We start from the raw sequence: 26,249 nt of genomic DNA, 5'->3' as shown, positions 1-26,249 counted from the left end.
GCATGAATTTTAAAGCGATTTTAGACAAAATAAAGCCAACGAATAATAACGGTAGTTCTCAAGTTGTCCTTTTGGGCAATGATACCGTTTATATTTCATCGGCTGAGTCAGAACCTCAAATCACCAGTTTTCCTGTGGTTAACGGTGACTGGGAAAGTGCGCTGAAAAAATTGTTGAGCAGTGAGTCACTTACTAGTGATAGCCTTCAGCTAATTGTCTGTGCGAACTACTACCAAACTTATCAAATTGATAAACCGGACATTCCACAGAGTGAATGGTCGGTTGCATTGCCTTTTCTATTGAAAGATCTGATCTCTGAAAGGGTGACTGATATTACAGCGAGTGCGGTAGCGCTACCGACCTCGAATAAGCTACAAGTGTATGTTTTGCCTAAAAAGCTATTGGACAAACTTGTAAGCATTACTAATTCAGCACAAGTTGATCTGAAAGGTATTGCTCCCGAAGATGAAGTTTGGGGCTACAGTGCTGGTGAGCTCTCTAATTTCATTCTTTTACAACGCAGCCCCAACTCACATTTTAAGCTTGGTGCATTTGTTGAAAACACGGTTTGCTTCCAAAGAACAATCCGCAGTGTTGTCCCCCCCTTAACTGGTGCCGCATCAAGTGCATTACAGTTGGATGGTCTAGCTTTAGAACTCCAACGATCGATTGATTACCTTTCTTCTCAAATTAAAGGCACCCAACTTCATCAGTTAAAAATATGCTGTGATGAGGAAGATGAAGCTGAATTACAGAGTGTGTTAAATAGCACATTGAGTTCGACTGTTTCTTTGCTTATTGAAGGTGAACGTGAAAATGCAGAGAAATTGTTGGTTAAACTCTCTGCTGAAAAAGAGACTTTTACCGTCAACCTTTACCCTGAGCATCTCAAGCCTAAGAAAGAATATTTTACGCTGACCAATGTTGTTGCAAGTTGGGGGGGAGTTTGTGTTTTGCTGCTTGGTGGTTACTTCGCGATGCAGTATCAAGTTTCTAATCTAGATAAAGAACTAATAGCCCTACAACAAGACTCAAATCAACTTAACAAGCAAGTTAACCAATTAAACAGTCAGTTAATTCAACATAAACCGTCTCCAAACAAGGTAGCTGCAGTTGCTCGTCTCACTAGTGAGATACAAGCTAATAAAGAGGCGTTGAAGGCGGTCAGTCAATTCGATGAATCTCAGCAAGTCGGGTATTCTGGCGTCATGAACTCCTTCGCTCAATTAGGCCGAAATGACATCTCGCTTTCTCACATATACATGACTCACGATATCTTAGAGCTTAATGGTTTTGCCCGTGATGCAAGTGTAGTTCCAAATTGGGTTGGTCAATTTAAGAATGAACTTAATTTAGTCGGACGTACCTTTGAAAAGATAAAGATAGGTCGTAATGAGCAAGATGTGGTGACGTTTGAGTTAAGTACTCATAGGGAGGGTGAATAATGCAACTGTGGAATCAACTTAGCGATAAGTTTCTTGCATTAAGCCTGAGAGAGAAATGGCTACTTTTCGTGTGTGGTCTAGTGGGCTTATCCATGCTTTTATTTACCTTATTGATTGAACCGGCCTATCTTGATGTACAAGAAAAGAATGTGAAGTCGATGAGCCTTACGCAGTCAAATCAGAAACAGCAAGGTGAATTACTTGTTCTACAAGCCAAGTTGAACAAAGACCCAGATAAAGAAATTGATCTTGAGTTAAAAAAACTATTGGTTGAGAGCCAAGAGCTATCATTTGAGCTCGCTGAAATCGTTGATAGGTTGGTTACACCTTCTCAAATGGCGCAGTTATTAGAGAGCGTTCTGAATGCAGGTAATGGACTGAAGCTTGAATCTTTAGAATCGTTACAACCAGCAGCTATTTCGAACAATCAAGAGAACAGTGATAATTCAAATTACTTTCTCCATCCTGTTAGAATGGAGTTGACGGGTAGTTACTTCGATATTTCAATTTATCTTCAAGCACTTGAGTCACTTCCTGTGAGCTATTATTGGCGCACGTTTGAGTATTCAGTAGAAGAATATCCCAAAGCTCGACTTGTGTTCGAGGTTTACACCCTAGGTACCAGACAGGAGTTTATCGGTGGTTAGAGCTCTAGTGTTATCTTTGCTGTTTGGTAACTCCGTGGTATGGGCAGAACAAGATCCAACTGCGCCATTAGGTTGGCTTTCACCCCAGCAGAAATCAGCGTCAGCTAAAAAGGCGTCAGTTCAATATCGTTTACCGTCCCTAGAGAGCATTGTTTGCAAGGGCGATACACCTTGTTATGCGATTATGAATGGTCAGATTCTCGAACAAGGAGAAACGATCAGAGGGTACCGAGTTAAGAACATAGATCCAGAGTACGTCACTCTGCAGAGGAGCTCTAAGCAGTGGAAATTAGAGATGTTCTCTTTAGATGTTAAGAATAATTAAGGTTAGAGTGAAGACATGCGTAAACTTGTAGTAGCAATTCTAGTGTCATCTTTAGTCGGCTGTTCGATGGGGCATAGAGACCCTGTTGAGATAAAAGAGTCTTTAAACGAATCTATTAATGAAGCGAATAGCAAAGCACTTCATAACTTACCTTCGTCGGTACAAGATGACCTTATGCCTCAGCTAAGTTCGGACTCTATGTCTTCGAATATGGAAACGGTTAAGCGCTTTCGTATTCAGGCAAAAGACGTTGAAGCGAGAACCTTTTTTGCAAGTCTAGTAAAAGGTACAGAGTACAGTGCCGCGATTCATCCAAGCGTTGCTGGACAACTCACTCTAAATCTAACAGACGTGACGTTAGATGAAGTACTGGCTGTTGCTCAGGATATGTATGGTTACGATATTGAAAAACGTGGCAAGGTGATTCAAATTTATCCGGCTGGTTTGCGTACGGTGACGATTCCTGTCGATTACTTGCAAGTAAAGCGCTCTGGTCGTTCTTTAACGACGATTACTACTGGAACAATTTCTACTTCAGATTCTAACTCGAACTCATCTAATTCTAATTCTAATTCGTCTAACTCGAATTCAAACTCATCGAACTCTAATTCGTCTAGCTCCACATCTAACGGTGGTACGGAGATTGAAACGATCTCTGAAAGTGATTTTTGGCCGCAGCTTGAAGCGGCAGTCTCCCACTTAATTGGTTCTGGTGATGGACAAAGCGTTGTGGTTACCCCACAAGCGAGTGTGATTACGGTACGTGCTTACCCAGATGAAATCCGAGAGGTTCGTGAGTTTCTTGGTATTTCTCAGAAACGCCTGCAGCGCCAAGTTATCTTGGAAGCCAAAATCATGGAAGTGACGTTGAGTGATGGCTATCAACAAGGCATTAACTGGACCAAGATGTTTTCGTCGAACGGTACGAACTACACGCTCGGTATGGGTTCTATCGTTAAAAATGCGGCTGGTACAATTATCCCGGGTACATTGCCAGGCATGGACCCGATCGGCGCTGCTTTAGGTGGTCAATCTAATCTGGTTGTCTCTGGTGGTAGTTTTGAAGCCGTCTTGAGTTTCATGGACACACAGGGTGACTTGAATGTGTTATCTAGCCCAAGAGTGACAGCGGCTAATAATCAGAAAGCAGTGATTAAAGTGGGTACTGATGAATACTACGTGACAGAGTTATCAAGCTCGGTAGGTAGTGGCGATAACGCGAATGTTGCCCCTGAAGTTGAGTTAACCCCATTCTTCTCTGGTATTTCGTTGGATGTGACGCCGCAGATCGATGATAAAGGTAATGTGTTTTTACATGTTCACCCTGCCGTTATTGAGGTGGAAGAGGAAGTGAAAGAGCTCAACCTAGGCTCAACAACCGGCGTTGTGAAGCTGCCTTTGGCAAAAAGTTCGATTCGTGAGTCGGACTCAGTGATTCGAGCACAGGATGGTGATGTTGTTGTTATTGGTGGATTGATGAAATCAAATACCAGTGACATGACCTCAAAAGTTCCATTTCTTGGTGATATTCCAGCGTTAGGTCATTTATTCCGCAATACCAGTCAGTTGACTCAAAAAACAGAGTTAGTGATTCTATTGAAACCAACGATTGTCGGTGTGAACACTTGGCAAACTGAGTTGGAGCGTTCTCGTGACCTTCTTCAGCAATGGTTCCCTGATGAAGAATAATTGCTCATCGTCTCAATGTAGATTGGTCGTCATTGACTAAGCTGGATCATCTTATGTATCAAGCTCACTTTGGTTTTGAACAGTTACCGTTTACCTTAACGCCGAATACCGATTTCTTTTATGGTTTAGTGCCTCACTTTGAAGCAATTCAAACGGTAATATCGGCGTTAGAAATGGGTGAGGGCGTGATAAAAGTGACCGGAGAGGTAGGCACTGGGAAAACCATGGTGTGCCGGATGTTGGTCAATCAGCTCAACGATAGTGCCGCCCTTATTTACTTGCCAAATCCGGTGCTCTCCGGCGCGGATTTACGCCAAGCCGTGGCTAAAGAACTGGGTTTGACTATCGATAACGAAGCCACCTTAGTTGATAACATTCAACATAAACTCATTGAGTTACATAACTCAGGTTTAAGAGTTGTGGCGATTCTCGATGAGGCTCAGGCGTTGTCGGATGAAGCTCTCGAAACATTAAGGTTGTTCGGTAACCTTGAAACTGAAGATAAAAAACTGCTGCAGATTGTTTTATTAGGTCAGCCTGAATTGGATGCTCGATTAGAGGCTTATCATCTAAGGCAATTTCGTCAAAGAATCACATTCAGTTCGACACTGAGACCGCTTACTCTCGATGAAACGGTAGCTTATATTGATAATCGGATCGTTAAATCAGGTGGTAACACCGAGTTGTTCAGCTTGAATCAAAAAAAAGCCATTTGTCGCTCGTCGTTAGGCATTCCAAGATTGATAAATCAACTGTGTCATAAAGCTCTTTTGCTTTCGTTTAGTGAAGATAAGAGAAGTGTCGATAATCAGCACCTGTTTTCAGCTATGCATGAAACATACGATGTATGTAAGCCTAAATTTAAAACGCCAATACTGTGGGGTTGGAATTAATTATGAGCGTCATTAACAGCGCCTTGTCTGAATTGGCAAAAAAAAAATCAGCGACTTCAATTGAAGCTGCGGTGGTACCTAAGGTTAAAACGCGTTCTCCATTGGTTTGGGTAGTCGCAGGTTTTACGCTTAGCTTGGCCATGGGAGGCTGGGCTATATCTCAAGGCCCAACTGTCGATAACTCAATATCAACTCGAGATATACAAGTTTCTGTTATTGATAGTTCTGAAGGCAATTTAGAGGGTAGTTCTGAAGCGGCCGTTACTCAACCAGTGTCCTCGCCGACTAAGAAGTTAGTGACGCTAGATTCAGCGAACCTTTCGGCTTACAACACGGCAATACTAAAAAGTGCTCAAGCTAAATCTGATTCAGTCATAGTATCAACTCCTTTAGCTACAAAGCCTCAAGTAAACTCTAAATCTCAAGGCACACCGAAAGCAAAAGTAGCAAAGCCAATGCTTGTTGCTAGCGTGGCTAAAAAAGATCGCGCACCAGTATCTAATCAGCCTGAAACGTCTGGCGATTCAGAAAACAGTGGAATGTTGATTGAGCAGGTGGAATTGACGCCTGAGCAGTTATCAGTGAATGCACAAGGGCGAGCTCAAAAAGCACTGGATGCCAATGATCTTACAGGTGCTTTGAAAGGTTACACTGAAGCTTTGCGTTATACTCCTCGAAATGAAGACGTGCGCCAGAAACTCGCTATCCTCTATTTTGGGAAAGGTGACACGCGAAAAGCCTATGAGTTATTTCAGTCGGGCATCAAACTTAATATCAACAGTGAAAAACTGCGCCTAGGTTTATCGAAGCTACTTGTGAAAGCCAATCAAGCGGAAGCTGCTTTGAGCCCATTAATACACTTACCACCTAGTCCAACTCAAGACTACTTAGCAATGCGCGCTGCATTAAGTCAAAAGTCTCAGCAAGAAGATATTGCGCTAGAGAGCTACCAAAAATTGACTGAGGTCGATTCAGAGAATGCTCGCTGGTGGTTAGGTTTAGCGATTCAACAAGAGCGTCAACTTGATTTCACGGCTGCAAAGCAATCATACCAAGGAGCGTTGGTTAGAGTTGGGATCTCATCTCAGTCGCAAGGCTTTGTACGTGATCGTTTAAAAATACTCAATGCTTTAGAGGAGAGTGGCGATGCAAATTAGATTAAGAAAAAGGCTCGGTGATTTGCTCGTAGAAGAGGGCATCATTACTGAAGATCAAGTTGAACAAGCTCTGGCCGCTCAAAAAAGGACAGGCCGCAAGCTTGGTGATGCACTGATCGAGCTTGGCTTTTTATCAGAGCAGCAAATGCTCAGTTTCTTGTCGCAACAGCTTGCTATTCCTCTTATTGATATTAGCCGAGCTAATGTTGACGTCGAAGCTGTGCAGCTTTTACCTGAGGTTCATGCTCGCCGCCTTCGTGCTTTGGTCATTGGGCGTCAAGGTGACACATTACGTGTTGCAATGAGTGATCCTGCCGATCTGTTTGCCCAAGAATCTTTGCTGAGTCAACTAGGCGGCTACGCACTCGAATTTGTCGTCGCACAAGAGAGACAATTAGTTGATGGTTTCGACCGTTATTACCGAAGAACCAAAGAGATTGCCTCATTTGCTGAGCAGCTTCATGCTGAGCATAAAGTTAATGAAGCCTTTGATTTTGATATCGCTGAAGAAGACAGCGACGAAGTTACGGTCGTTAAGCTAGTAAACTCGCTGTTTGAAGATGCTATTCAAGTTGGTGCGTCTGATATTCATATTGAACCAGATTCAAACGTATTACGTTTGCGTCAGCGTATTGATGGTGTTCTGCATGAAACGTTGTTGAATGAAGTGAATATTGCTTCTGCACTGGTTTTGCGTTTGAAGCTGATGGCTAACCTCGACATTTCAGAGAAACGATTACCTCAAGATGGTCGCTTTAATATTCGCGTTAAAGGTCAATCGGTCGATATTCGTATGTCGACTATGCCAGTACAGCACGGTGAGTCAGTGGTTATGCGTTTGCTTAATCAATCTGCGGGCCTACGTAAATTGGAGTTGTCAGGCATTCCAAGTGATTTGCTCGTTCGTCTTCGTCATCAATTACGCCGCCCGCATGGCATGATCCTCGTTACCGGGCCTACGGGCTCAGGTAAAACAACTACTCTATACGGTGCGTTAAGTGAATTAAACGAACCGGGTAAAAAGATCATTACCGCTGAAGACCCTGTAGAATACCGTCTTCCTCGTGTGAATCAGGTTCAGGTAAACCCTAAGATTAACCTCAATTTCTCAACAATTTTGAGAACCTTCCTACGTCAGGACCCGGATATCATTCTTATTGGTGAGATGCGAGATCACGAAACCGTTGAAATTGGTTTGAGAGCGGCACTTACTGGTCACTTAGTGTTAAGTACTCTGCATACCAACGATGCAGTAGACAGTGCACTGCGTATGATGGACATGGGGGCTCCGGGTTATCTGGTAGCAAGTGCTGTTCGAGCCGTGGTCGCGCAGCGGTTAGTCCGTAAGGTATGTACTGATTGCAAGGTTGATGATGAGCTGGATGAAGCGCGTAAGCAATGGTTGAGTGTTCGTTTCCCAAACCAGCTAGGTACGCCATTTATGAAAGGGCGTGGTTGTCAAAATTGTAATTTGACAGGCTACAGCGGTCGTGTTGGTGTGTTTGAAATGTTGGAGCTCGATCAACCTATGATGGATGCGCTTAGAGCCAATGATGCCGTTGGTTTTGCTCAAACAGCAAGGCAGTCTGAAAACTACAAACCGCTGTTAGCTTCTGCGATGGAATTGGCCATGCAGGGTGTTGTGAGCTTCGATGAGGTAATGAACCTTGGCGAAGGCGATGCTTCTGGTGCCACTGATCCAATTTATCTGTAGGGGTAGAGTGATATGCCAACTTATCGTTATGTAGGTCGCAGTTCTGATGGCAGTCAAGTGACTGGCCAATTGGATGCGAATAACGAAGATCTTGCTGCTGACAGCTTGATGAGTAAAGGGATCATTCCAACTTCGATTCAACTTGGAAAAAGTGGCGGTTCAATCTTGGATATGGATGTATCCAGTCTGTTCTCCCCGAATGTGCCTTTAGAGGTGTTGGTTTTGTTTTGCCGACAGTTGTATAGCTTAACTAAGGCGGGCGTTCCGCTATTAAGATCGATGAAAGGGTTAACTCAGCATTGTGAAAATAAGCAACTGAAAGTAGCACTTGAAGAAGTGGTCGCTGAGCTTACAAACGGTCGTGGATTAGCGGCGTCGATGCAAATGCACCCTAAGGCCTTCAGTCCATTGTTTGTATCGATGATCAGTGTTGGTGAAAATACCGGTCGTTTAGATCAGGCATTGTTACAACTGGCTGGATACTACGAACAAGAGGTTGAAACTCGAAAGCGAATTAAAACGGCAATGCGTTACCCAACGTTCGTTATTACTTTTATTACAATCGCTATGTTTGTCTTGAATATATTCGTGATTCCTCAGTTTTCGAGCATGTTCGCGCGTTTTGGGGTCGACTTGCCGCTTCCAACCCGTATTTTAATGGGGATGTCTGAGTTTTTTGTTAATTACTGGGGGTTAATGCTTGGGTTAATCTTTGGTCTTATTTTTGCTTTTAAAGCATGGGTTAAGACAGATAAAGGGTGGGAAAAGTGGGATCGGCTGCGCTTAAAAATGCCAGTGATTGGTGGAGTGGTCAATCGAGCTCTATTGTCGCGCTTCTCACGTACTTTTGCTTTGATGCTAAAAGCTGGCGTACCACTTAACCAATCGTTATCGCTATCGGCTGAAGCTCTGGACAATCGTTTTTTAGAACTTCGTGTTCAAGGCATGAAATCGGCAATAGAAGCGGGAAGTACCGTTTCTTCTACCGCGATTAACAGCGAAATTTTTACACCACTCGTGATACAAATGATTTCTGTGGGTGAAGAAACGGGTCGTATTGATGAATTGCTGCTCGAAGTTGCGGATTTTTACGACCGAGAGGTTGATTACGATCTAAAAACGTTAACCGCTAGAATTGAACCTATTCTGTTGACCATCGTTGCGGGAATGGTGCTGATTTTAGCTCTGGGTATTTTCTTACCAATGTGGGGAATGCTGGATGCAATCAAAGGTTAGAGGATGCTGAATAGCCTACAGCGCTCACGTTTTGTTATTTGGGTTGCGGTTATTCTTTTTCTCGTTATGGGACTGCTTTCTGTATGGAAAGCAGTAGAAGAAGAAGCAACGAATACGGCATTGATTGTTGCAAGTAAGCGAATTCTTGAGCAAGCTAATTTGTTCAAACAGCAGTATTTGTTATCCGGTGTTGAGCAAAAAAATGATTCGAAACCGCCTAAGACTTATAGCAGAACGGGATGGGTTATGCCAATTCAAGACTCGACTCGAAATTGCGGTTATTGGTTGGAGCAATTATATCCTCAGGGGAGTATTTTAGGTCTCAGATCTCCAAGTATTGAAGACAAAAGTGATAACATACACTTTCATTGTCGTTATCATTATAGTGACAAGTATCAGATAGATATATTACTTAAAAAAGAAAGATTTAGTGTCAAAGTCAATATATTGGCCTTGTGAACGTATTGACGCTGTTTTTATGGTTTTATGCATGGTCAAATGTATAATGCGCATTAGCAATTAGATGAGTAGGTAGAAAGTGCTTAAAAATCAAAAGGGTTTCTCCCTAGTCGAGTTAGTCATAGTGATTGTTGTTGTGGGTTTATTAGCTGTTGCAGCTTTACCCCGTTTCTTGGATGTGACAGACGAAGCTAAGAAAGCCAGTATTGAAGGTGTCGCGGGTGGTTTTGCGACAGGCGTACTTTCAGCAAGAGCGCAATGGGAAGCGGAAGCTCGTCCATCAGAAAGAATTGGTGTTGAAACATACAATACTGTAAATTACGATGGTGTTGATTTTTGGCTAACCAGATCAACGAGTAGCAATGGAAGCACTAATTTTAGAGACGGCTACCCATGGTCTATAAACACAAATTCAGCTTCAGCTCCGTCTAATGATGTGACTGATGCTTCGTGTGTCGATTTAATGGAAAATCTACTTCAGAACCCTCCTAAAGTTGGAACATTAACCAATGTGGCTAATGGTTCGAATTACAAATATTCAGCGCAAGCGGATAATAGTAATGACTACTGCACTTACATTCAATTGGAAGGCGGTACTCAGCATCAATTCGTTTACGAGATTAGAACTGGTCGTGTGACCGTAACACTGCAGTAAACCTGCGTTTAAATATACATAGAGAGAAAAGACTATGAAAAAACAAAGCGGTTTCACCCTAATAGAACTAGTGGTGGTAATTGTTATTCTAGGTATTCTTGCAGTTACTGCAGCACCTCGTTTTTTAAACTTACAAGATGATGCTCGTACCGCTTCTTTAGAAGGGCTGCGTGGTGCAGTTGCGGGCGCAATGGGAATAACTTATGGGCGTGCTGCTATCGGTGGTATTGAAGGTACGACTTATACAGCCTGGACTGATGCAAACACGCCTGGAACGGTAATTGACAATATCGCTCATCATTTTGGTTACCCAACGGCAGTTAACAATGACACCGCTAACCTTGGAGGAATCGTTCAAGCCTTAGACTTATCTGGTGAATTCGTTGTCCTACAAGCGGAAAAGACTGCTACAGATCAAACTAACTTATGGATCGACTTAGGTTTTAGAGGCTTTACAGAGCAGTGTGTTCGTTATACTGCTGCTACGGGTGCGGATACCCCTGCAACTGTTGTGTTGCAAGCTGGTACAGCTGGTACAGCTTGTGGAATGCCAGCTGCGCCATAAATTGATGCTTTCTTTTCTAGGCCAGCATTGCTGGTCTTTTTTCTATCTGAAATTCAGGTAAGCGACAAAGACAACTTCCTTTCCCTGAGTTACACTTAATCTTCAAACTATCAAATATTTAGCGGATTGGATTTCGGTGAATCAATTCTATAAAACATACAGAAACCGCGGTTCTCAGCAACAAGGCTTTACTTTAATCGAGTTGATCATTGTGATCTTGTTGATAGCGATTGTCTCTGCCTATGCTGCTAGCCGTCTTTCCGGAAGGGACAGTTTTTCTGCTTTTGCCGCTCAAGAGCAAGTGGTTTCTGTTATTCGCCAAGTTCAAGTCAATCGCATGCAATCCAATGTTGATCTAGGGGCGGTCGTTGGAGAGAGTAATTTCATTCTCGCTATCGTTGGGAATTGTGTCGGCTCAGAAGTGAGTTGTACCGCGCGAAGCCAAGCTCGTAGTGATTGGGTTATGCTCAATGGTGTCACCTTAACGGCTGCATCAAATACCACCCCTGCCATTACTCTATCTCTAGTTAACTTTGATTTATTAGGCAACCCTATAACGGGTGAAACACCTGCCGGGGTTGAAGTTAACATCGCCACCGGTGTGGCAATTACAATTACTTCAAACGTGAATACCTGCCGTGTAGGAATTAACGCGCAAGGTTATGTCGAAGCTGGGGTATGTTCATGAACACCGCTCATAAGTTATCTGCGAAACAGCGTGGTTTCACACTAATTGAAAGTGTGATAGTGATTGTGGTTATGGGGCTCGCGATGATGACCATCATTAACTTTTTGACTCCTCAAATTGACCGTTCTGGCGATCCCCACTATCAAACCCGTTCAGCCGCGTTAGGGCAGAGTGTGATGTCTATGATTCTTGCTCGAGGGTTCGATGAGAATAGTGACTTTGATGGCGGGGAGCTTAGGTGCGGTGAAGGGGCAGCTGCCGGTGTTAATTGCACTACTGAGGCTAATTTTGGCCCAGAAGAGGCCGATATTGCTCAATACAATGATGTCGATGACTATGATGGGTGTTGGGAGCCTGGTGCAACTAACGGGTGCCAAGACCTTAATCTATTATTGGGCGAGAATGGCGCAACAACCTACAGCAACTACCGCTTAGAGGTTGATGTGACGTATCAAATTGTCGATCAACTAAAACGAATCAACCTAACTATTTTAGCCTTAAATCAGCCCCCTATCGTGTTGGATGCCTATCGAGGTAATTACTAATGAGAAGGCAAGGTTTCACTCTTATTGAAATGATTATCACCATGATTGTTGGTAGTATTTTAGTAGTAGGTATTGCAGGGTTTGTTGAGTTAGGTGCACGTGGTTATGCGGACACCGTAGATAGGCAGCGTTTACAAACTCAAGCAAAGTTTGTGATAGAAAAAATCACCCGTGAAGTGCGTCATGCTGTACCGAATATGTTCAATCAAAACGCTGCTGTCCCTGGAGCAAGCTGTATCTCTTTTTTTCCTATAGTGACTTCCGGAATTTACGCGATATCGGGCGATGATATTCAATTTGTCACGGCTGATAATGCACTGACGGCTGCTGTTCTAGCCCGACTCTCTTTAGTGATAAACCCTACAGAGGCGGCGCCGACCAATAATATTTTCCCCTTAGCGACTGTAACTGCTACGAATAATACTTTCTTGCTTGCTAATGAGTCTGTAAACCTTGTGGGCAATTCAGTTTCAAATCGGCACTATATTTATAATCCTAATGGCCGCGTAAGCTATTGTATTGTGAATGGCCGAGTATGGAGAAGAGAAGGTAATGGTGCGCTAATCCCAATTTCGGATACGGGAGTGACTGGAGATTTAGACTATCAACCTGCAAATGTTCAGCGTAATGGTGTCGTCCATCTTGAATTTGAATTTAGAAACCAAGTCGGGGATGAAATGACCAACTTCCAACAAGACATACAGGTGATCAATGTTCCTTAAAAAAAGACAAGTCGGAAGCCTGTATATTGTCGTCATCTTTGTCTTGGTGGTGATGGGTTTTCTGGCGACAACCTTAAATCGCATAGAGTGGTCTAATCATGACGCGCATACAAAAGATGTGATTGGTACTCAAGCCGCGCTTTTAGCTCATTCGGCAATAGAGCGAGCCTTAATGCAGATATATCCACCTAGAGCCAACACAACGGTTCCATTTGATGTGGCTGCAGAGTGTACAAACTTGGACGCATCCACTATGAACTTCGCAACGACAATTACATGTGCAGATGTTCAAATAACGTGCTCACCAACCGGTGGTCAACTTGTCGATAATTCTCAGTTATATACAGTAAGAGCAGTCGCAATGTGCGGAACGGATGTAAATGTAATGCAGCGTAGTCAAGATGTGTGGGTGAGGAATAGATAATGAAACTGGTAAATCTTTTTTCTTTGGTATTTGCTATTTTGCTTGTTTCTGTATTTCAATCTAATGCACTCGCCTCTCAATGTTTACAAGATGGTGCTCAAGTAAACTCTCGGAATGGTTTTTGTTTTGTATTTAAATTGAAATCTGATGGCACAAACCGTGCGAAAATGGAATTTATCAGCTCAAATGGTCGCAGAAGTTACTATCCTGTGTGGACGGACGATTCAAGGTTTTCGAATTACAGTAAAGTTATCTATGAGACTGGTTATCGAGGAGTAGAAAAAACCTATCGCGTTCAATTTGTTCCTGAAAATAACAATAGTAATAATATTAAAGGTAAATTGAAGTATTACGTTGATGGAGTGTTAAAGCGTACAGTACATAATTTTTGGATGTCCAATACTGTAGGGGCAACCAAGAATCGTCCTAATATTTACTTAAAAGTGGTCGGAAATCAGTTTAACGCAAACAAGTATTGTATCAGTAGTGGCACTTGCGGAGCGCTGCCGGCTCCCCCGGTAACCAAATTTGACGATGCTCGCTTTGAGTTCGGTCGATTAGATTCTGCCGACTGTAAATTGAGCGACTGTACCATTACATTTAATCAAACTTATAGAACCACTCCGTTGGTCTTTTTGATGCCGACTATTGATCCTGTCAACCCTGATAACGATGCGCCGGCAACACTTTCAATAAAAAGCATCAGTTCAACGCGAGCGACATTCCACCAAGAAGTAGCTCCTCAACACTGGAATTACAACCTTGCTTCAAAACCAATGTCTTCGATTAGTTATCTTGTTGTTGAACCAGGCACCATAACATTTAGTGATGGGCATAAGGCGATAGCGGGTTACCTCGACACCAAAGCATATCAAGCGCATGGAAAGAAAAGTGATCCTAAGTGGGAGTCAGTCCCTTATTCAAGATTTAGCTCGCACCGAATACAGGATGATGATCCCGCTGTGTTTGCTCAGGTTAATAGCCCGACAAACCGCTGGTTAACCGTAGGTGTTGATGACGTAAATCAAACGAGAGCCAAATTCTTTTTAGAACTGACTCGCGTGGATACAAATAACAGTCCCTCTCAGTCTGAAAAAATAGCGTTTTTAGTTTCAGATGAACATGAAGGCACAACTAATGACCTTAAATATGAATTTGGCCGAATATCCCTTGATGATGACAGTGGATCTTCAACACCGCTTCGTAAGTCTTGTAATGACATGCACGATCTTGACAATGAATATAAATCATTACCAGGAATTGTAGCGAGTAAGCTCACTCGTAGAGGAGGGCAAGGGGGGTGGTTGAGGCTTTGTAGCGTGAAACGCAATGGCAGTGACGATGATGATTATCAAGTAGGATTTGTGGTTGATGAAGATTTGTCTTTGGAAGACTCAAAGGGATGGAGGAGTCATACAGACGAAAAAATCGGATATTTTGCTTTTCAAGTGAATTATCTGCCTAAATTTTCGAAAAATTTGTGCTCGGCTTTCCCCTCTGCAGCTCAAGGTTGGAAGAACGCTTCTGGTAGTAGTATTGAAATGTGGAACCAATCTAAAATAACCAATGCGTTATTGGAAGCTGGTCAAAGAAAAGTGGGTTTTGGAACTGCTCAGTTTGGCAATGTTGTGAAATGTGATGGAATATCCTGTACTAACGATCCTACCAAGCAAATCGTACAATCTAAACTCGATGATTTCCTGATAACAAATTCAGGTAGTGATATCTGGAATACAACAAAAACGCTAACACCTTTATCTCAAAAAAGTTTATCAATTGGTCAGTCTACCGTGACACTGACTGCTGGCGACTACTATTTTAATTCTTTGAATATTAACACCCACTCTTCCTTGAATATTCAAGGGAAAGTGACAATTCATACCAGATATTTAAATTTATCGAATAGTTCAAGGATTAATAATTCAGGTAATGCGGATAATCTTGTGATCGTTGGTTATGACCCAACTAAAGGTTCATCCGGCCAAGCGTGCCCTGCGTATGGTTGTAAAATGGATTTATCCAGTCAATCACAAATCAAAGCCTTGATTTACAGTGAGGGGGAGGTTCGACTGTCTAACGGCTCTCATGTTTATGGGGCAGTTACTACTCGTGACCTTCATATGAGTGGAACATCTCAAATTACCGGGGAAAGCCAATGTTTTTCTGAGCCTGAACTGGTTATTACTCCAGGCTCTAGCTCAGGGTTAGCCTGTGCGGGAATTCCTATTACCTTCAAACTGGTCGATAAAATAACCAAGCAACCTGTCAATAATTATACAGGGACACTTGATGTGACTATTCCAAACAACAGTTCGGGTGATGCGTGTTGGTTAAATTCAGATGGAAGCTGCTCTACATCCTTGAGTCACAATTTCGTAGCAGGGCAGACGGCGACTTACACCAAATCACTGTCAAGTATTGGTCTATCTCCAGTTTCAATCTCCGCTTCGATTCGAGGACAAAGTAACATCAGTGCAGCTGGTGGACCTTATCAGTTTGTACCTTATGGATTTAAAATTGAAGATAAACAAAGGGTTGATGTAGGGAAAGGTCAGGTTTCGTTCCGACCATTTGAGACTGAAGTTACAGCGGTAGCATCAGGATCAGCTAACCCAAGGGCGTGTCAGAAAATATCAGATTATGATGGAACTAAATCGCTTTATGCTTCCTATGAGCAGATAACTCAAGGCAATAGTGGCTGGAATAATCAGTTATTTCTTAACTCGTATAGCATCAAGGTAGGCAGTTCACCTTTAAATGGAACAAAAGTGAACAATATTGCCTTTCAAAACGGTGTTGCAAAGTTGACTTCTCTGTATTGGTCTGCTGGTCATATAAAGCTTCATTTGGCAGATGCTGACTGGCAACCCACGAATCAACCTATTCCCAATTGGAAAGGCTTGCAGAGTTCTACTGACATGTATGTTAGGCCATTTGCTTTGGTGAGTTGCCAAGATAACTCAGGTGTACCAAATGGTCCATTCCCTTCCGGTAGTTCAACCGGAGGCGTTTCATTTATCGCCGCAGGTGATACTGCCTCCTTAGCGGTTAGTGCGATTGCTTGGGATGCAAATGCTGATCGTAATAATGACGGTCTTATTGACAGTTCGTTCTCGGGGGATTTATGTCGGAACCTTCCTGTTTCGGGCTTTGATGATGAGATCGTGTATGTCAATTATGAGCTTGAAACTCCAAGTAATGGTCATAATGGTGTGCTAAATATTAGTGGAAAGCTAAGTGGTGATGAGTCGTCACCACAACCGATCCCCGTTGATATGTGGTCGAATGGCTACGCCTATAAGAGCTTGGCTTGGTCTGAAGTTGGTAGCATCAAACTCTGGACGGAAAAACCGAACTATTTGAACGGAATGATGGTACCGGGCTATAAAGCAACCATTGGTCGTTTTTATCCTAAATATTTCCAAGTGGTGAACAGTGCCGTGTGGGACTACCCTGGTAATCAATCTTATGCATACATGAATCAGCCTTTTGAAGGTGTTACCTTTGATGTGGAAGCATTAAACCAACAAGCTCAAGCGGTGAAAAACTATGGATATTTTGATTCAACTATGACAGCGAGCTTTGCTTTGTATGAAGCCAATCCTGCTTTTGTAAATCGTTTTTATTCGGGGACTCCGGCTAAGTCTTGGGCTTCCATCTTGGGCAAGAGTATAGGCACATTTACGCTAGATGAAAATTCGCCTTCTACCAACTGTGCTAGCGAGTTGTGTTGGGCAAAAGCAGCATCAGCAGATGGTTATGAGGATGGACCGTTCAATACTGCGGGAGGTACAGACTCGACGATTTCAATTGATGCTGTGGGGAGCAACGTCGATCCTATTAGCTATCACTATAATGGTTCTCCTCGGTTACTAACGGTTCAGCCTACTATTCGCTTTGGCCGAGCAGTAATGGATAGTGTCGGTGCCGTTACGGGTAATGGCATGAATATACCGCTCCGCATAGAGCACTGGACGGGAGCGAGTTTTGTCACTCATGATGGTGATAACTCAACGAATTTAACGGGTGTAAATATTGAAAGTGCTAACCGTGATATTTGGGTTGAAACAGGCTCCACTGCTGCTGATGTGACATTCACTGGGGGCGGTGGTGTAGTTAATGGTACATCTAACTCTATACGAGTTGGTCAAGTGCCAGCAGACCCAGCGGTTAGGCAGCAAACACAAGTTTGGTTGGAGCTGAATAGCGGTGGAAATGCGGCTCCTTGGCTTCGTTATCGTTGGCAAGATGCGAATCGAGCAGAGGTTGATGGTGAAGAAGATCCATCAACAGTCGTCACCTTTGGCATCCATCGTGGGAACGATCGTGTGATCTACCGAGGTGAAAATGGCTTAATAGGTCAGTAATAATATGATTTTTTGGCTGTTAAGTTAGGAATCTGTAAGAAATTGTGGGTTTCAGTCCATGTTTATACTTCAATGCCTTGCCGTGACAGCAAGGCATTGGTACATTTAGTGCAATTTTTGTCTTCTAATTCTTGCAGGATGAGCGAAGAATATGTTTAAAAAACTTCGTGGCATGTTTTCAAACGACCTATCGATTGATTTAGGTACTGCCAATACCCTTATATATGTAAAAGGCCAAGGCATTGTTCTTGATGAGCCTTCAGTTGTAGCAATCCGCCAAGATCGTGCGGGTTCTGCAAAGAGTGTCGCTGCGGTTGGTCACGCGGCTAAGCAAATGCTTGGCCGTACGCCTGGTAATATCTCAGCAATCCGTCCAATGAAAGACGGCGTAATTGCTGATTTTTACGTAACGGAAAAAATGCTTCAGCACTTCATTAAGCAAGTGCATGATAACAGTGTGCTTAAACCAAGCCCTCGCGTATTGGTTTGTGTTCCTTGTGGTTCAACGCAAGTTGAGCGCCGTGCAATCCGTGAATCAGCACTGGGTGCTGGTGCTCGTGAAGTTTACCTAATCGATGAGCCAATGGCTGCTGCGATTGGTGCAGGCCTACGTGTATCTGAGCCAACAGGTTCAATGGTTGTTGATATCGGTGGTGGTACGACTGAAGTTGCGGTTATCTCACTAAACGGCGTGGTTTACTCGTCTTCTGTACGTATCGGTGGTGACCGTTTTGATGAAGCTATCATCAACTACGTTCGTCGTAACTACGGCAGCTTGATCGGTGAAGCAACAGCTGAGAAGATCAAACACGAAATCGGTTCTGCTTACCCAGGCGATGAAGTCGATGAGATTGAAGTACGTGGTCGTAACCTTGCTGAAGGTGTTCCTCGTAGCTTTAGCCTGAACTCAAATGAAATCCTTGAAGCGCTTCAAGAGCCTTTATCTGGCATCGTATCTGCAGTCATGGTTGCACTTGAACAGTGTCCGCCAGAGCTTGCTTCTGATATCTCAGAAAACGGTATGGTACTGACTGGTGGTGGTGCACTGCTTAAAGACCTTGATCGTCTGCTAACTGAAGAAACGGGTATCCCTGTTGTCGTGGCGGAAGAGCCATTAACGTGTGTTGCTCTAGGCGGTGGTAAAGCTCTAGAGATGATCGACATGCACGGCGGTGATCTTTTCAGCGAAGAATAGTATCTAGTGTTAGGCTCTTTTCTTATCTAATTTTATGTAAAGAGCCTAGGACCTTGTCTATAGGATCAAATGTCGCTCTAGGACCAAATATAGAATGAAGCCAATTTTTGGTAGAGGTCCCTCTCTACAATTGCGCCTGTTTTTTGCTGTAACATTATCAGCCAGCCTTATGCTGGCTGATAGTCGTTTAGATGCATTCTCAAATGTCCGCTATCTATTGAACAGCATGGTTGCACCAATTCAGTATGCAGCTAATTTACCTCGCACCATGTTTGATGGCGTATACGACCGTTTTAGTACTCGTAAAGGGCTAATTGAATCCAACCACAATATTAAACGAGAAGTCTTACGCCTGAAGAGCGAGTTGATTCTACTTGAGCAATATCAAGAGGAAAACAAGCGCCTTCGTAAGCTATTGGGCTCTCCGTTTATCCGTGATGAGAAGAAAGTCGTCACAGAGGTTATGGCGGTGGATACTTCACCATACCGACATCAAGTCGTGATCGATAAAGGTCAGATTGATGGGGTGTATGAAGGTCAGCCTGTGATTAACGAAAAAGGCATTGTTGGCCAAGTCACTTTCGTTGCTGCTCACAATAGTCGTGTTTTGCTACTGACTGATGCAAACAACGCAATTCCTGTTCAGGTTATTCGTAACGATATCCGTGTGATTGCTTCTGGCAATGGCATGATTGATGAGATCCAGCTAGAGCACATTCCAACCAGTACTGACATACAAGAAGAAGATCTGCTGGTGACATCAGGGCTTGGTGGTGTATATCCAGAGGGTTACCCAGTCGCTTATGTTACTGCCGTTGATTATGATCCGAAGCGTGAGTTCGCCGTTATTAAAGCAGAACCTGTAGTTGAGTTTGATAAGCTCAGATACTTGTTGCTTGTGTGGCCTGATGAAAATAAACAGATGCAAGCCGAACAATCCAGTATCGAACAAGCATTGTTAGAGGGTGAAGATGGCCAATAGCGTTTTAAGAAGCAAAGTAGTAATTGGCTGCTCATTTTTGATAGCACTTATTCTACAAACGATCCCTTGGCCGGGCAGTTTAGACCTATTCCGGCCATCTTGGTTATTACTGGTTACCTGCTATTGGGTTTTAGCGTTACCGTATAGAGTTAATGTTGGCAGCGCTCTAGTTCTTGGCTTATTGTGGGACCTTTTGATCGGTTCGACTCTCGGTATTAGAGGCATGATGATGGCCATAGTGATGTACATTATTGCGATGAACTTCCTAGTGATTCGAAATATGGCGCTATGGCAGCAAGCGATAATCATTGCTGCATTAACGGTGTTGTTTGAGGTGTTGATATTCTTTGGCGAATATTTGATCCAAGATGTCGTTTTCAATCCGTTATCGCTATGGAGCGCATTGATAAACTGTATACTTTGGCCTTGGATGTTTTTATTAATGAGACGCGTGCGTCGCCATTGGCATGTGAGGTAGTATGACGATGGGAAAGAAACATTTAGTTTTGGCATCCGGTTCACCACGCCGCAAAGAGCTGCTATCTCAACTTGGTTATGAGTTTTCTGTATTCGTTACCGATGTTGAAGAGTGTAAGCACGCCCAAGAAACCGCCGAAGAGTACGTTAAGCGTCTATCTTTAGATAAAGCATTGGCGGCACTTTCTTTACTACAAGTTAATGCTTCTGAAGAGCAGCATGTCGTTCTTGGTTCTGACACCGTTGTGGTCAGCCAAGGGCAAGTGCTAGAGAAACCGACCGATTTTTCTGACTCTAAGCGTATGCTTACTCAATTAGCGAATGAGCGTCACCAAGTGATGACGGCTGTTTCTGTGGTATCGGAAGACAAACAAAAAACAGAAATTATTATTACCGACGTATGGTTTAAACCCCTCAGTGAAAAAGAAATAGAACAATACTGGCAAACAGGGGAGCCATGCGATAAAGCCGGTAGCTATGGGATCCAAGGTTTGGGCGGACGCTTTGTTACCCGAATCGAAGGTAGTTATTACGCCGTTGTCGGCTTACCTTTATTTGAAACGGACCAGCTACTGCAAGAATTCTTATAATTACTAATCTGAGGTGCACCATGAGTGCTGAATTGTTGCTGAACGTGACCCCGAGTGAGACTCGTGTGGCCATGATTGAAGGGGGAGCTCTTCAAGAGATCCATGTCGAACGAGATGCTCGACGCGGGATCGTAGGAAATATCTACAAAGGACGTGTAAGCCGTGTTTTGCCTGGAATGCAGGCGGCATTTGTGGATATTGGCCTTGATAAAGCAGCTTTTTTGCACGCCTCTGATATTGTCCCACACACTGAATGTGTTGCTGAGAATGAAAAGAAGCAATTTCAGGTTCGTGATATTTCAGAGCTTGTTCGCCAAGGGCAAGATATTGTCGTTCAAGTGGTCAAAGATCCTCTTGGCACCAAAGGTGCCCGCTTAACCACGGATATTACTTTACCATCTCGTTATCTGGTATTCATGCCGGGCGCAAGCCACGTTGGTGTTTCTCAGAGAATTGATAGTGAGTCAGAACGCAACCGCCTAAAAAAAGTCGTGTCTCGTTACTGTGACGAGCACGGTGGCTTCATCATCCGCACGGCAGCAGAAGGCGCAGATTCAAATGAGTTGGCGCAAGATGCCGCATTCTTGAAGCGATTATGGCTAAAGGTGTTAGAACGTCGTGGTAAGCACAAAGCTCGTACTCGCTTGTATGGTGAGTTGTGCTTAAGCCAACGTATCTTACGTGACTTTGTCGGTACTGAGCTGAGCAAGATTCAGGTCGATTCTCGTCTAGAATATGAAAACCTAAAAGAGTTTACCTCTGAATACGTACCAGAGCTGACAGACAAGCTTGAGCTGTATGAAGGTGATAAACCTATCTTTGATATGTACGATACCGAGAACGAAATTCAGCGTTCATTGGATCGTAAAGTTGAATTAAAGTCTGGTGGGTATCTGATTATCGACCAAACTGAAGCGATGACCACTGTTGATATCAATACTGGTGCGTTTGTTGGTCGTCGTAATCTAGAAGAGACGATTTTCAATACTAATGTAGAAGCAACTCAAGCGATTGCTCGCCAGCTGCGTCTGCGTAACCTAGGCGGCATTATCATTATCGACTTCATCGATATGATGTCTGAGGAACATCGTAAGCGAGTACTCACCTCTTTAGAGGCTGCATTAGACAAAGACCGAGTGAAAACCAACATTAATGGCTTCACACAGCTTGGCTTAGTTGAGATGACTCGTAAACGTACTCGTGAAAGTATTGAGCATATTCTGTGTTCTAGCTGCCCTGCTTGTGAAGGTCGCGGTAGCGTGAAGACAGTTGAAACCGTTTGTTATGAAATTCTTCGAGAGATCACACGAGTGAATCGCGCGTATGACGCTGATAAGTTTGTTGTTTATGCGGCGGCTGCCGTTGCCGAGGCGTTAGAAGGTGATGAATCTCATGCGCTTGCTGAGCTTGAAGTCTTTATTGGTAAGCAAGTTAAAATCCAGGCTGAACCTCTGTACATACAAGAGCAGTTTGATGTTGTTATGATGTAATGGATATTTTGTGAGTTCAAGCGTTACTCTGATTCTGCGTACATGTCTATGGCTAGTGGTTACTCTCTTAGTAACACTAGCCATTGCTGTCACTACACTGCGTGTAGCCTTACCCAATTTAAATAAGTATCAATCTGAAATTGAGCTTTGGGTAAACCAACATTCCGGTTTTGATTTTTCTATTCAAGACGTGGGTGGTTTTTGGCGTAACACTCACCCCTCTATTGCTCTGCAAGGCGTTAAAGCTAGCCTTCCCAATGCAGAAGATGTGACTTTCTCGGTTGAGCGTGTTGAGGTTGAGTTTGACTTGATTCAATCGGTCGTCCAGATGCGTCCGGTTGTGGCTGACTTAGTCATGAATCAAATGTACCTAGATATCCGCTCCATTGATCTATTTGCTGGGCAAAACGGCAAAGACGAACCTAAAGAACCGGGCTCTTCCAAGCGAGTGATACAAGAGCTGGATAATTTACTGCTAAAAACTTTGGTGGATGTGACTGCTAAAGATTCCTCTCTTCTATATCGCACTATCTCTGGTGAAGAACGTCAGCTTGATATCGAAACTCTGAAATGGCAAAACTCAGGTAAACATCACCTTGCTGAGGGTGTGGTAAGTATTAAAGACGCTAATCTCAACTCTTTGTCAGTAAGTGCTAACTTTGTTGATGGTGGTTCTTTAACTGATATGACGGGCGAGTTTTATGTCAGCGCGGATAGCATCTCAGTAATGCCTTGGTTAACTCGTTATATGCAGGAAGAATCCGGTATTGCTACGGGGACGGTGAGCTTGAATAGTTGGCTAACGCTGCGAAATAGCAAGCCGGTTAGTGCTTACGTTGAGGTGTTACCTTCTGAACTGACTTGGAACGAAGGTGGCCACCACGATCTGATGATTGAATCGGGTGTGTTTAAGCTTTCTCCGTTGGAGAATGGCTGGCAAGTAAATGGTCACTCACTTAATTTGCGAACCGATGATACACCGTGGCCAGAACTCGATGTCGCACTTAAGTGGAATAAAGGCCCGTGGCAGCTCAACGTTTCTGAGTTGGACATTGCAGCCATTACTCCGTTGATTAAGCTGTTACCAGATTCTGAACAATCCACGCAAATGATGAACTCGTTGGCTCCAGGCGGTTTGGTTTCTGACATTCGCGTCTCCATGGATTCAGGAATCGAAAGCTTGCGTTATTCTGCGAGTTTTTCTGATATGGCTATCGAGCAATGGGAGTTAGTTCCAGGTTTTAGCCAAGTGTCAGGCCGTGTTTTTGGTTCTGCATCTGAAGCGAAAGCCAGCTTACATGTTATTGATGATGTATTTCCTTATGGCGATGTTTTCCAAGCCCCTCTAAATATCAAACAAGGTCAGGTTGACATTGTTTGGCAGCAGGATGAAAACGGTTGGAAGCTTTGGTCGGATAAAATCACCGCAGCCACGCCGGATTTACAAGTACTAGGCGCATTTCGCTTGGACTTTCCAAATGACGCTAGCCCTTACCTTTCTTTTTATGGCGAAGCAGACGCTTACAACGTCGGTGAAACATGGCGCTATTTACCGACATTGGCACTTGGCCAAGACTTAACCGATTACCTTTCTACGGCGATTCAAGCGGGCAAAGCCGAAACTGTTAAATTACTGTGGCATGGTGAATTAGCTCAATACCCGTATACCAATCATGATGGTGTTTTCCAAGTTTGGGCTCGGTTAGAAGATGCTAAGTTCAGCTTCGATACCGCGTGGCCCTTGATAACCGACCTTCAACTTGATCTGTTGTTTGAAGATGATGCGATGTATTTAGACTCTCGCTCAGCTCAACTGATGGATGTGACGGCCGATCGAATTACTGGTCGTATTCCTTATTTAGGGGAAGGCGGTCATATCGAAATTGAAGCTAAGGCAACGGCGTCTGGTAATGCAGTTCGAGATTACATGACGGCTTCGCCACTCGTAGATTCTGTAGGTGCTGCGTTAACCGCGCTTAAAGTGAGTGGTGATGTCTCTTCTGAGTTCCAGCTTAATATTCCGTTTGATTCTGAACAAGAACCTAGAGCGTGGGGATATGCCGATCTGAGTGGTAACCATGTAGAGATTGAAGCTCCACCAATGGTGCTAGAAAACACGACTGGTCGTATTGAATTTGATAATGATGTCGTGACAGCAAGTGGTCTTGCAGCCGATTTACTTGATCAAGGCATCTCGGTTGATTTTAAAGGTCTTAATGATGGACCTGGCTATGCAGTGGATCTTGATGTGTTAGGTGATTGGGACGTCAATCCTCTAAAGCCTTATGTCGGAGAGCAGTGGTTAAGCCGTTTGTCGGGTCATGCACAATGGCAAAGCCAGATCGATATTCAACTTAATGATATTGGTTTTACTTACCAACTCGACTTACAGTCAGACCTCAAATACTTAGCGAGTGATTACCCATACCCATTAGCCAAAAAGTCATTAGAAAGTGGTTCGGCAAGGCTACAAGCCTCTGGTAATCAAGAATCGATTACCGCGCGTCTGCAATTGCCGAGCACTAAATACCAAGCTGAGATTGATATTACTGGTGATGTTCCTGAGTTAACGGCGACCAATTTAGTGCTTGGTCGTGGTGGTTACAAAATTAGTCCCGTGGTCGGCCATCATGCCTTGATTCGTACTGACAAGTTCAATGCCGATGACTGGCTGTCAGTGGTCATGGAGCCTGTGCAACCATCGGATGCTGCCCTTAGTCAGATGAACACGCCAACTATCCCAGCCCCAAGTCGCATCACCTTCGAAAGTAAGGAACTGATTTTAGGTGGTATTTCTTGGAATGATGTCGACTTTAGCGCTCGAAAGAACAAAAAGGCGTGGCAAATGGAAGTCTCTAGTCAAGAGCTAGAAGGGGATATCAATTACTTGCCTCCTTATGATTTGACGGTTTCATTGGATCGCCTGCATCTGTTTGTTCCTGAATGGAGTGACAAGGAAAACCAAGAGCAACTCCTACAACGTAAGGCGCAAGAAGCACCATTGATCTCTGAGTTGGATAGAAAGATCCATGATGCGATGCCGAATTTGACGCTGACCCTGAACGACTTCTGGCTACAAGGGTACAAGGTTGGCAAGGTCGATGTTGAAATGACGAGGAAGGAAGATCGAATTGAGTGGAATAAGATCCAAGTTCGAAGCGGCGGAAATAAAGCGGATATCAGTGGCTGGTGGGAGTTGCAAGGCGATAAGAGTCACTCATCGTTAACTCTTGATATTGAAGGTGAAAACAACAGCGAGTTAATGGAACGCTTCGGTATTACTTCCGGGATTCAAAAAGCGCCCTTTGAATTAGAAGGTCAATTGAATTGGGATGGTTCTCCTTGGGGGATCAAAATGGATACCCTTGACGGCAACGTAAAAACCAAGTTTGGTAAAGGTATAATCTCGGATGTGAGTGGGGCAGCTCGATTGCTGGGGCTATTTAGCCTAGATTCGATTATCCGGAAGATGCAGCTCGATTTCTCGGACGTATTTGATAATGGCATGGCATTCAACAGCATCACAGGTACAGGCGAGATTCAAAATGGTATCTTCCTGACCAATGATCTCAATATGGACGCGGTCGCCGGTGAGATGAAAATAAAAGGTATCGCCAACCTCAACACGCGCCAGGTCGATGCTGAAGTGAACTTTACCCCAGATATCACCTCAGGGATTCCAGTATTAACAGCCTTTGCGGTAACGCCTCAAACGGCGCTATACGTGTTAGCGGTGACTACGGTTATTTCACCGGTTGTTGAAGTCTTTACCCAAGTTAATTATTCGGTGAAAGGGCCGTTGGATTCACCAACAGTGAGCGAACTTTCTCGCAGTTCTGGAGAATTCCAGCTACCAGAAAAACTCAGAAAATTAGCCGAATAAGCCTTAAGATACTTGTCAGTTAAAATATACTTGTCAGTTAAAAGACACTGGTCGGCTAACATACGGTGCAATGCTGATTTCTGAATCATAATGAATGGAGA

At 43.7% G+C, this 26,249-nt stretch carries 22 protein-coding genes; all 22 read left to right on the top strand.

Annotation, left to right across the window (positions count from 1 at the left end; genetic code table 11):
- Positions 1-2: 2 nt before the first annotated feature.
- The 22 genes from K08M4_RS13190 (at position 3) to K08M4_RS13085 (ending at position 26,148) form a co-directional block, all read left to right on the top strand.
- Positions 3-1,445 carry an MSHA biogenesis protein MshI gene (locus tag K08M4_RS13190; RefSeq protein ID WP_086050156.1) on the top strand — a complete coding sequence of 481 codons (1,443 nt, stop codon included), beginning with the start codon at positions 3-5 and terminating at the stop codon, positions 1,443-1,445.
- Complete coding sequence (locus tag K08M4_RS13185) at positions 1,445-2,092, top strand: type IV pilus inner membrane component PilO (RefSeq protein WP_086050155.1); 648 nt, start codon at positions 1,445-1,447, stop codon at positions 2,090-2,092. The genes K08M4_RS13190 and K08M4_RS13185 overlap by 1 nt, the downstream gene beginning before the upstream one ends.
- Positions 2,085-2,417 carry an MSHA biogenesis protein MshK gene (locus K08M4_RS13180; protein WP_086050154.1) on the top strand — a complete coding sequence of 111 codons (333 nt, stop codon included), beginning with the start codon at positions 2,085-2,087 and terminating at the stop codon, positions 2,415-2,417. The genes K08M4_RS13185 and K08M4_RS13180 overlap by 8 nt, the downstream gene beginning before the upstream one ends.
- Positions 2,418-2,432: 15 nt before the next feature.
- Positions 2,433-4,106, top strand: coding sequence for a pilus (MSHA type) biogenesis protein MshL (gene mshL, locus K08M4_RS13175; RefSeq protein ID WP_086050153.1), 1,674 nt, complete (start codon positions 2,433-2,435; stop codon positions 4,104-4,106).
- A gap of 53 nt (positions 4,107-4,159) precedes the next feature.
- Positions 4,160-4,999, top strand: coding sequence for an ExeA family protein (locus K08M4_RS13170; RefSeq protein WP_086050152.1), 840 nt, complete (start codon positions 4,160-4,162; stop codon positions 4,997-4,999).
- Between the two features lie 2 nt (positions 5,000-5,001).
- Positions 5,002-6,156: a tetratricopeptide repeat protein gene (locus K08M4_RS13165; protein WP_086050151.1), complete on the top strand. Its 1,155-nt coding sequence runs from the start codon at positions 5,002-5,004 to the stop codon at positions 6,154-6,156.
- Positions 6,146-7,870, top strand: coding sequence for an MSHA fimbrial ATPase MshE (gene mshE, locus K08M4_RS13160; RefSeq protein WP_086050150.1), 1,725 nt, complete (start codon positions 6,146-6,148; stop codon positions 7,868-7,870). The genes K08M4_RS13165 and mshE overlap by 11 nt, the downstream gene beginning before the upstream one ends.
- 12 nt (positions 7,871-7,882) lie before the next feature.
- A complete protein-coding gene (locus tag K08M4_RS13155; RefSeq protein WP_086050149.1) occupies positions 7,883-9,106 on the top strand; it encodes a type II secretion system F family protein in 1,224 nt (407 codons plus the stop codon).
- A 3-nt stretch (positions 9,107-9,109) separates the two neighbouring features.
- Positions 9,110-9,565, top strand: a complete 456-nt coding sequence (locus tag K08M4_RS13150; protein ID WP_086050148.1) for an MSHA biogenesis protein MshF — start codon at positions 9,110-9,112, stop codon at positions 9,563-9,565.
- 79 nt (positions 9,566-9,644) lie between these two features.
- Positions 9,645-10,220 carry a prepilin-type N-terminal cleavage/methylation domain-containing protein gene (locus K08M4_RS13145; RefSeq protein WP_009847857.1) on the top strand — a complete coding sequence of 192 codons (576 nt, stop codon included), beginning with the start codon at positions 9,645-9,647 and terminating at the stop codon, positions 10,218-10,220.
- Positions 10,221-10,254: 34 nt separating this feature from the next.
- Positions 10,255-10,785, top strand: coding sequence for a prepilin-type N-terminal cleavage/methylation domain-containing protein (locus K08M4_RS13140; protein WP_086050147.1), 531 nt, complete (start codon positions 10,255-10,257; stop codon positions 10,783-10,785).
- A gap of 136 nt (positions 10,786-10,921) precedes the next feature.
- Positions 10,922-11,473, top strand: coding sequence for a prepilin-type N-terminal cleavage/methylation domain-containing protein (locus tag K08M4_RS13135; RefSeq protein WP_086050146.1), 552 nt, complete (start codon positions 10,922-10,924; stop codon positions 11,471-11,473).
- On the top strand, positions 11,464-12,018 hold the full coding sequence (locus K08M4_RS13130; RefSeq protein ID WP_086050145.1) for a type IV pilus modification PilV family protein: 555 nt from the start codon (positions 11,464-11,466) through the stop codon (positions 12,016-12,018). Before K08M4_RS13135 ends, K08M4_RS13130 begins: the two co-directional genes overlap by 10 nt.
- The gene (locus tag K08M4_RS13125; RefSeq protein ID WP_086050144.1) at positions 12,018-12,740 is read left to right on the top strand and encodes a PilW family protein; all 723 of its coding nucleotides are present in this window, start codon (positions 12,018-12,020) and stop codon (positions 12,738-12,740) included. Before K08M4_RS13130 ends, K08M4_RS13125 begins: the two co-directional genes overlap by 1 nt.
- Positions 12,730-13,164 (top strand): MSHA biogenesis protein MshP, encoded by a 435-nt coding sequence (locus K08M4_RS13120; protein WP_086050143.1) that lies wholly within the window; start codon positions 12,730-12,732, stop codon positions 13,162-13,164. Before K08M4_RS13125 ends, K08M4_RS13120 begins: the two co-directional genes overlap by 11 nt.
- Entirely contained in the window at positions 13,164-17,531 is a 4,368-nt protein-coding gene (locus K08M4_RS13115) for a DUF6701 domain-containing protein (protein WP_232460212.1), read from the top strand. The genes K08M4_RS13120 and K08M4_RS13115 overlap by 1 nt, the downstream gene beginning before the upstream one ends.
- 151 nt (positions 17,532-17,682) lie before the next feature.
- Positions 17,683-18,726, top strand: coding sequence for a rod shape-determining protein (locus K08M4_RS13110; RefSeq protein WP_009847850.1), 1,044 nt, complete (start codon positions 17,683-17,685; stop codon positions 18,724-18,726).
- Positions 18,727-18,820: 94 nt separating this feature from the next.
- Positions 18,821-19,708, top strand: coding sequence for a rod shape-determining protein MreC (gene mreC, locus K08M4_RS13105; RefSeq protein ID WP_086050142.1), 888 nt, complete (start codon positions 18,821-18,823; stop codon positions 19,706-19,708).
- Positions 19,698-20,186, top strand: a complete 489-nt coding sequence (gene mreD / locus K08M4_RS13100; RefSeq protein ID WP_009847848.1) for a rod shape-determining protein MreD — start codon at positions 19,698-19,700, stop codon at positions 20,184-20,186. The genes mreC and mreD overlap by 11 nt, the downstream gene beginning before the upstream one ends.
- A gap of 7 nt (positions 20,187-20,193) precedes the next feature.
- Positions 20,194-20,775, top strand: coding sequence for a Maf family protein (locus K08M4_RS13095; RefSeq protein WP_086050437.1), 582 nt, complete (start codon positions 20,194-20,196; stop codon positions 20,773-20,775).
- A 20-nt stretch (positions 20,776-20,795) separates the two neighbouring features.
- Positions 20,796-22,265, top strand: a complete 1,470-nt coding sequence (rng, locus tag K08M4_RS13090; protein ID WP_086050141.1) for a ribonuclease G — start codon at positions 20,796-20,798, stop codon at positions 22,263-22,265.
- Positions 22,266-22,275: 10 nt separating this feature from the next.
- Positions 22,276-26,148, top strand: coding sequence for a YhdP family protein (locus K08M4_RS13085; RefSeq protein WP_086050140.1), 3,873 nt, complete (start codon positions 22,276-22,278; stop codon positions 26,146-26,148).
- The last annotated feature ends 101 nt before the right edge of the window (positions 26,149-26,249 follow it).

The organism is Vibrio syngnathi, from assembly GCF_002119525.1.
Lineage (GTDB): Bacteria > Pseudomonadota > Gammaproteobacteria > Enterobacterales > Vibrionaceae > Vibrio > Vibrio syngnathi.
Note: the sequence above shows the minus strand (reverse complement) of the source record. Positions and strands in the feature narration are given on the sequence as shown.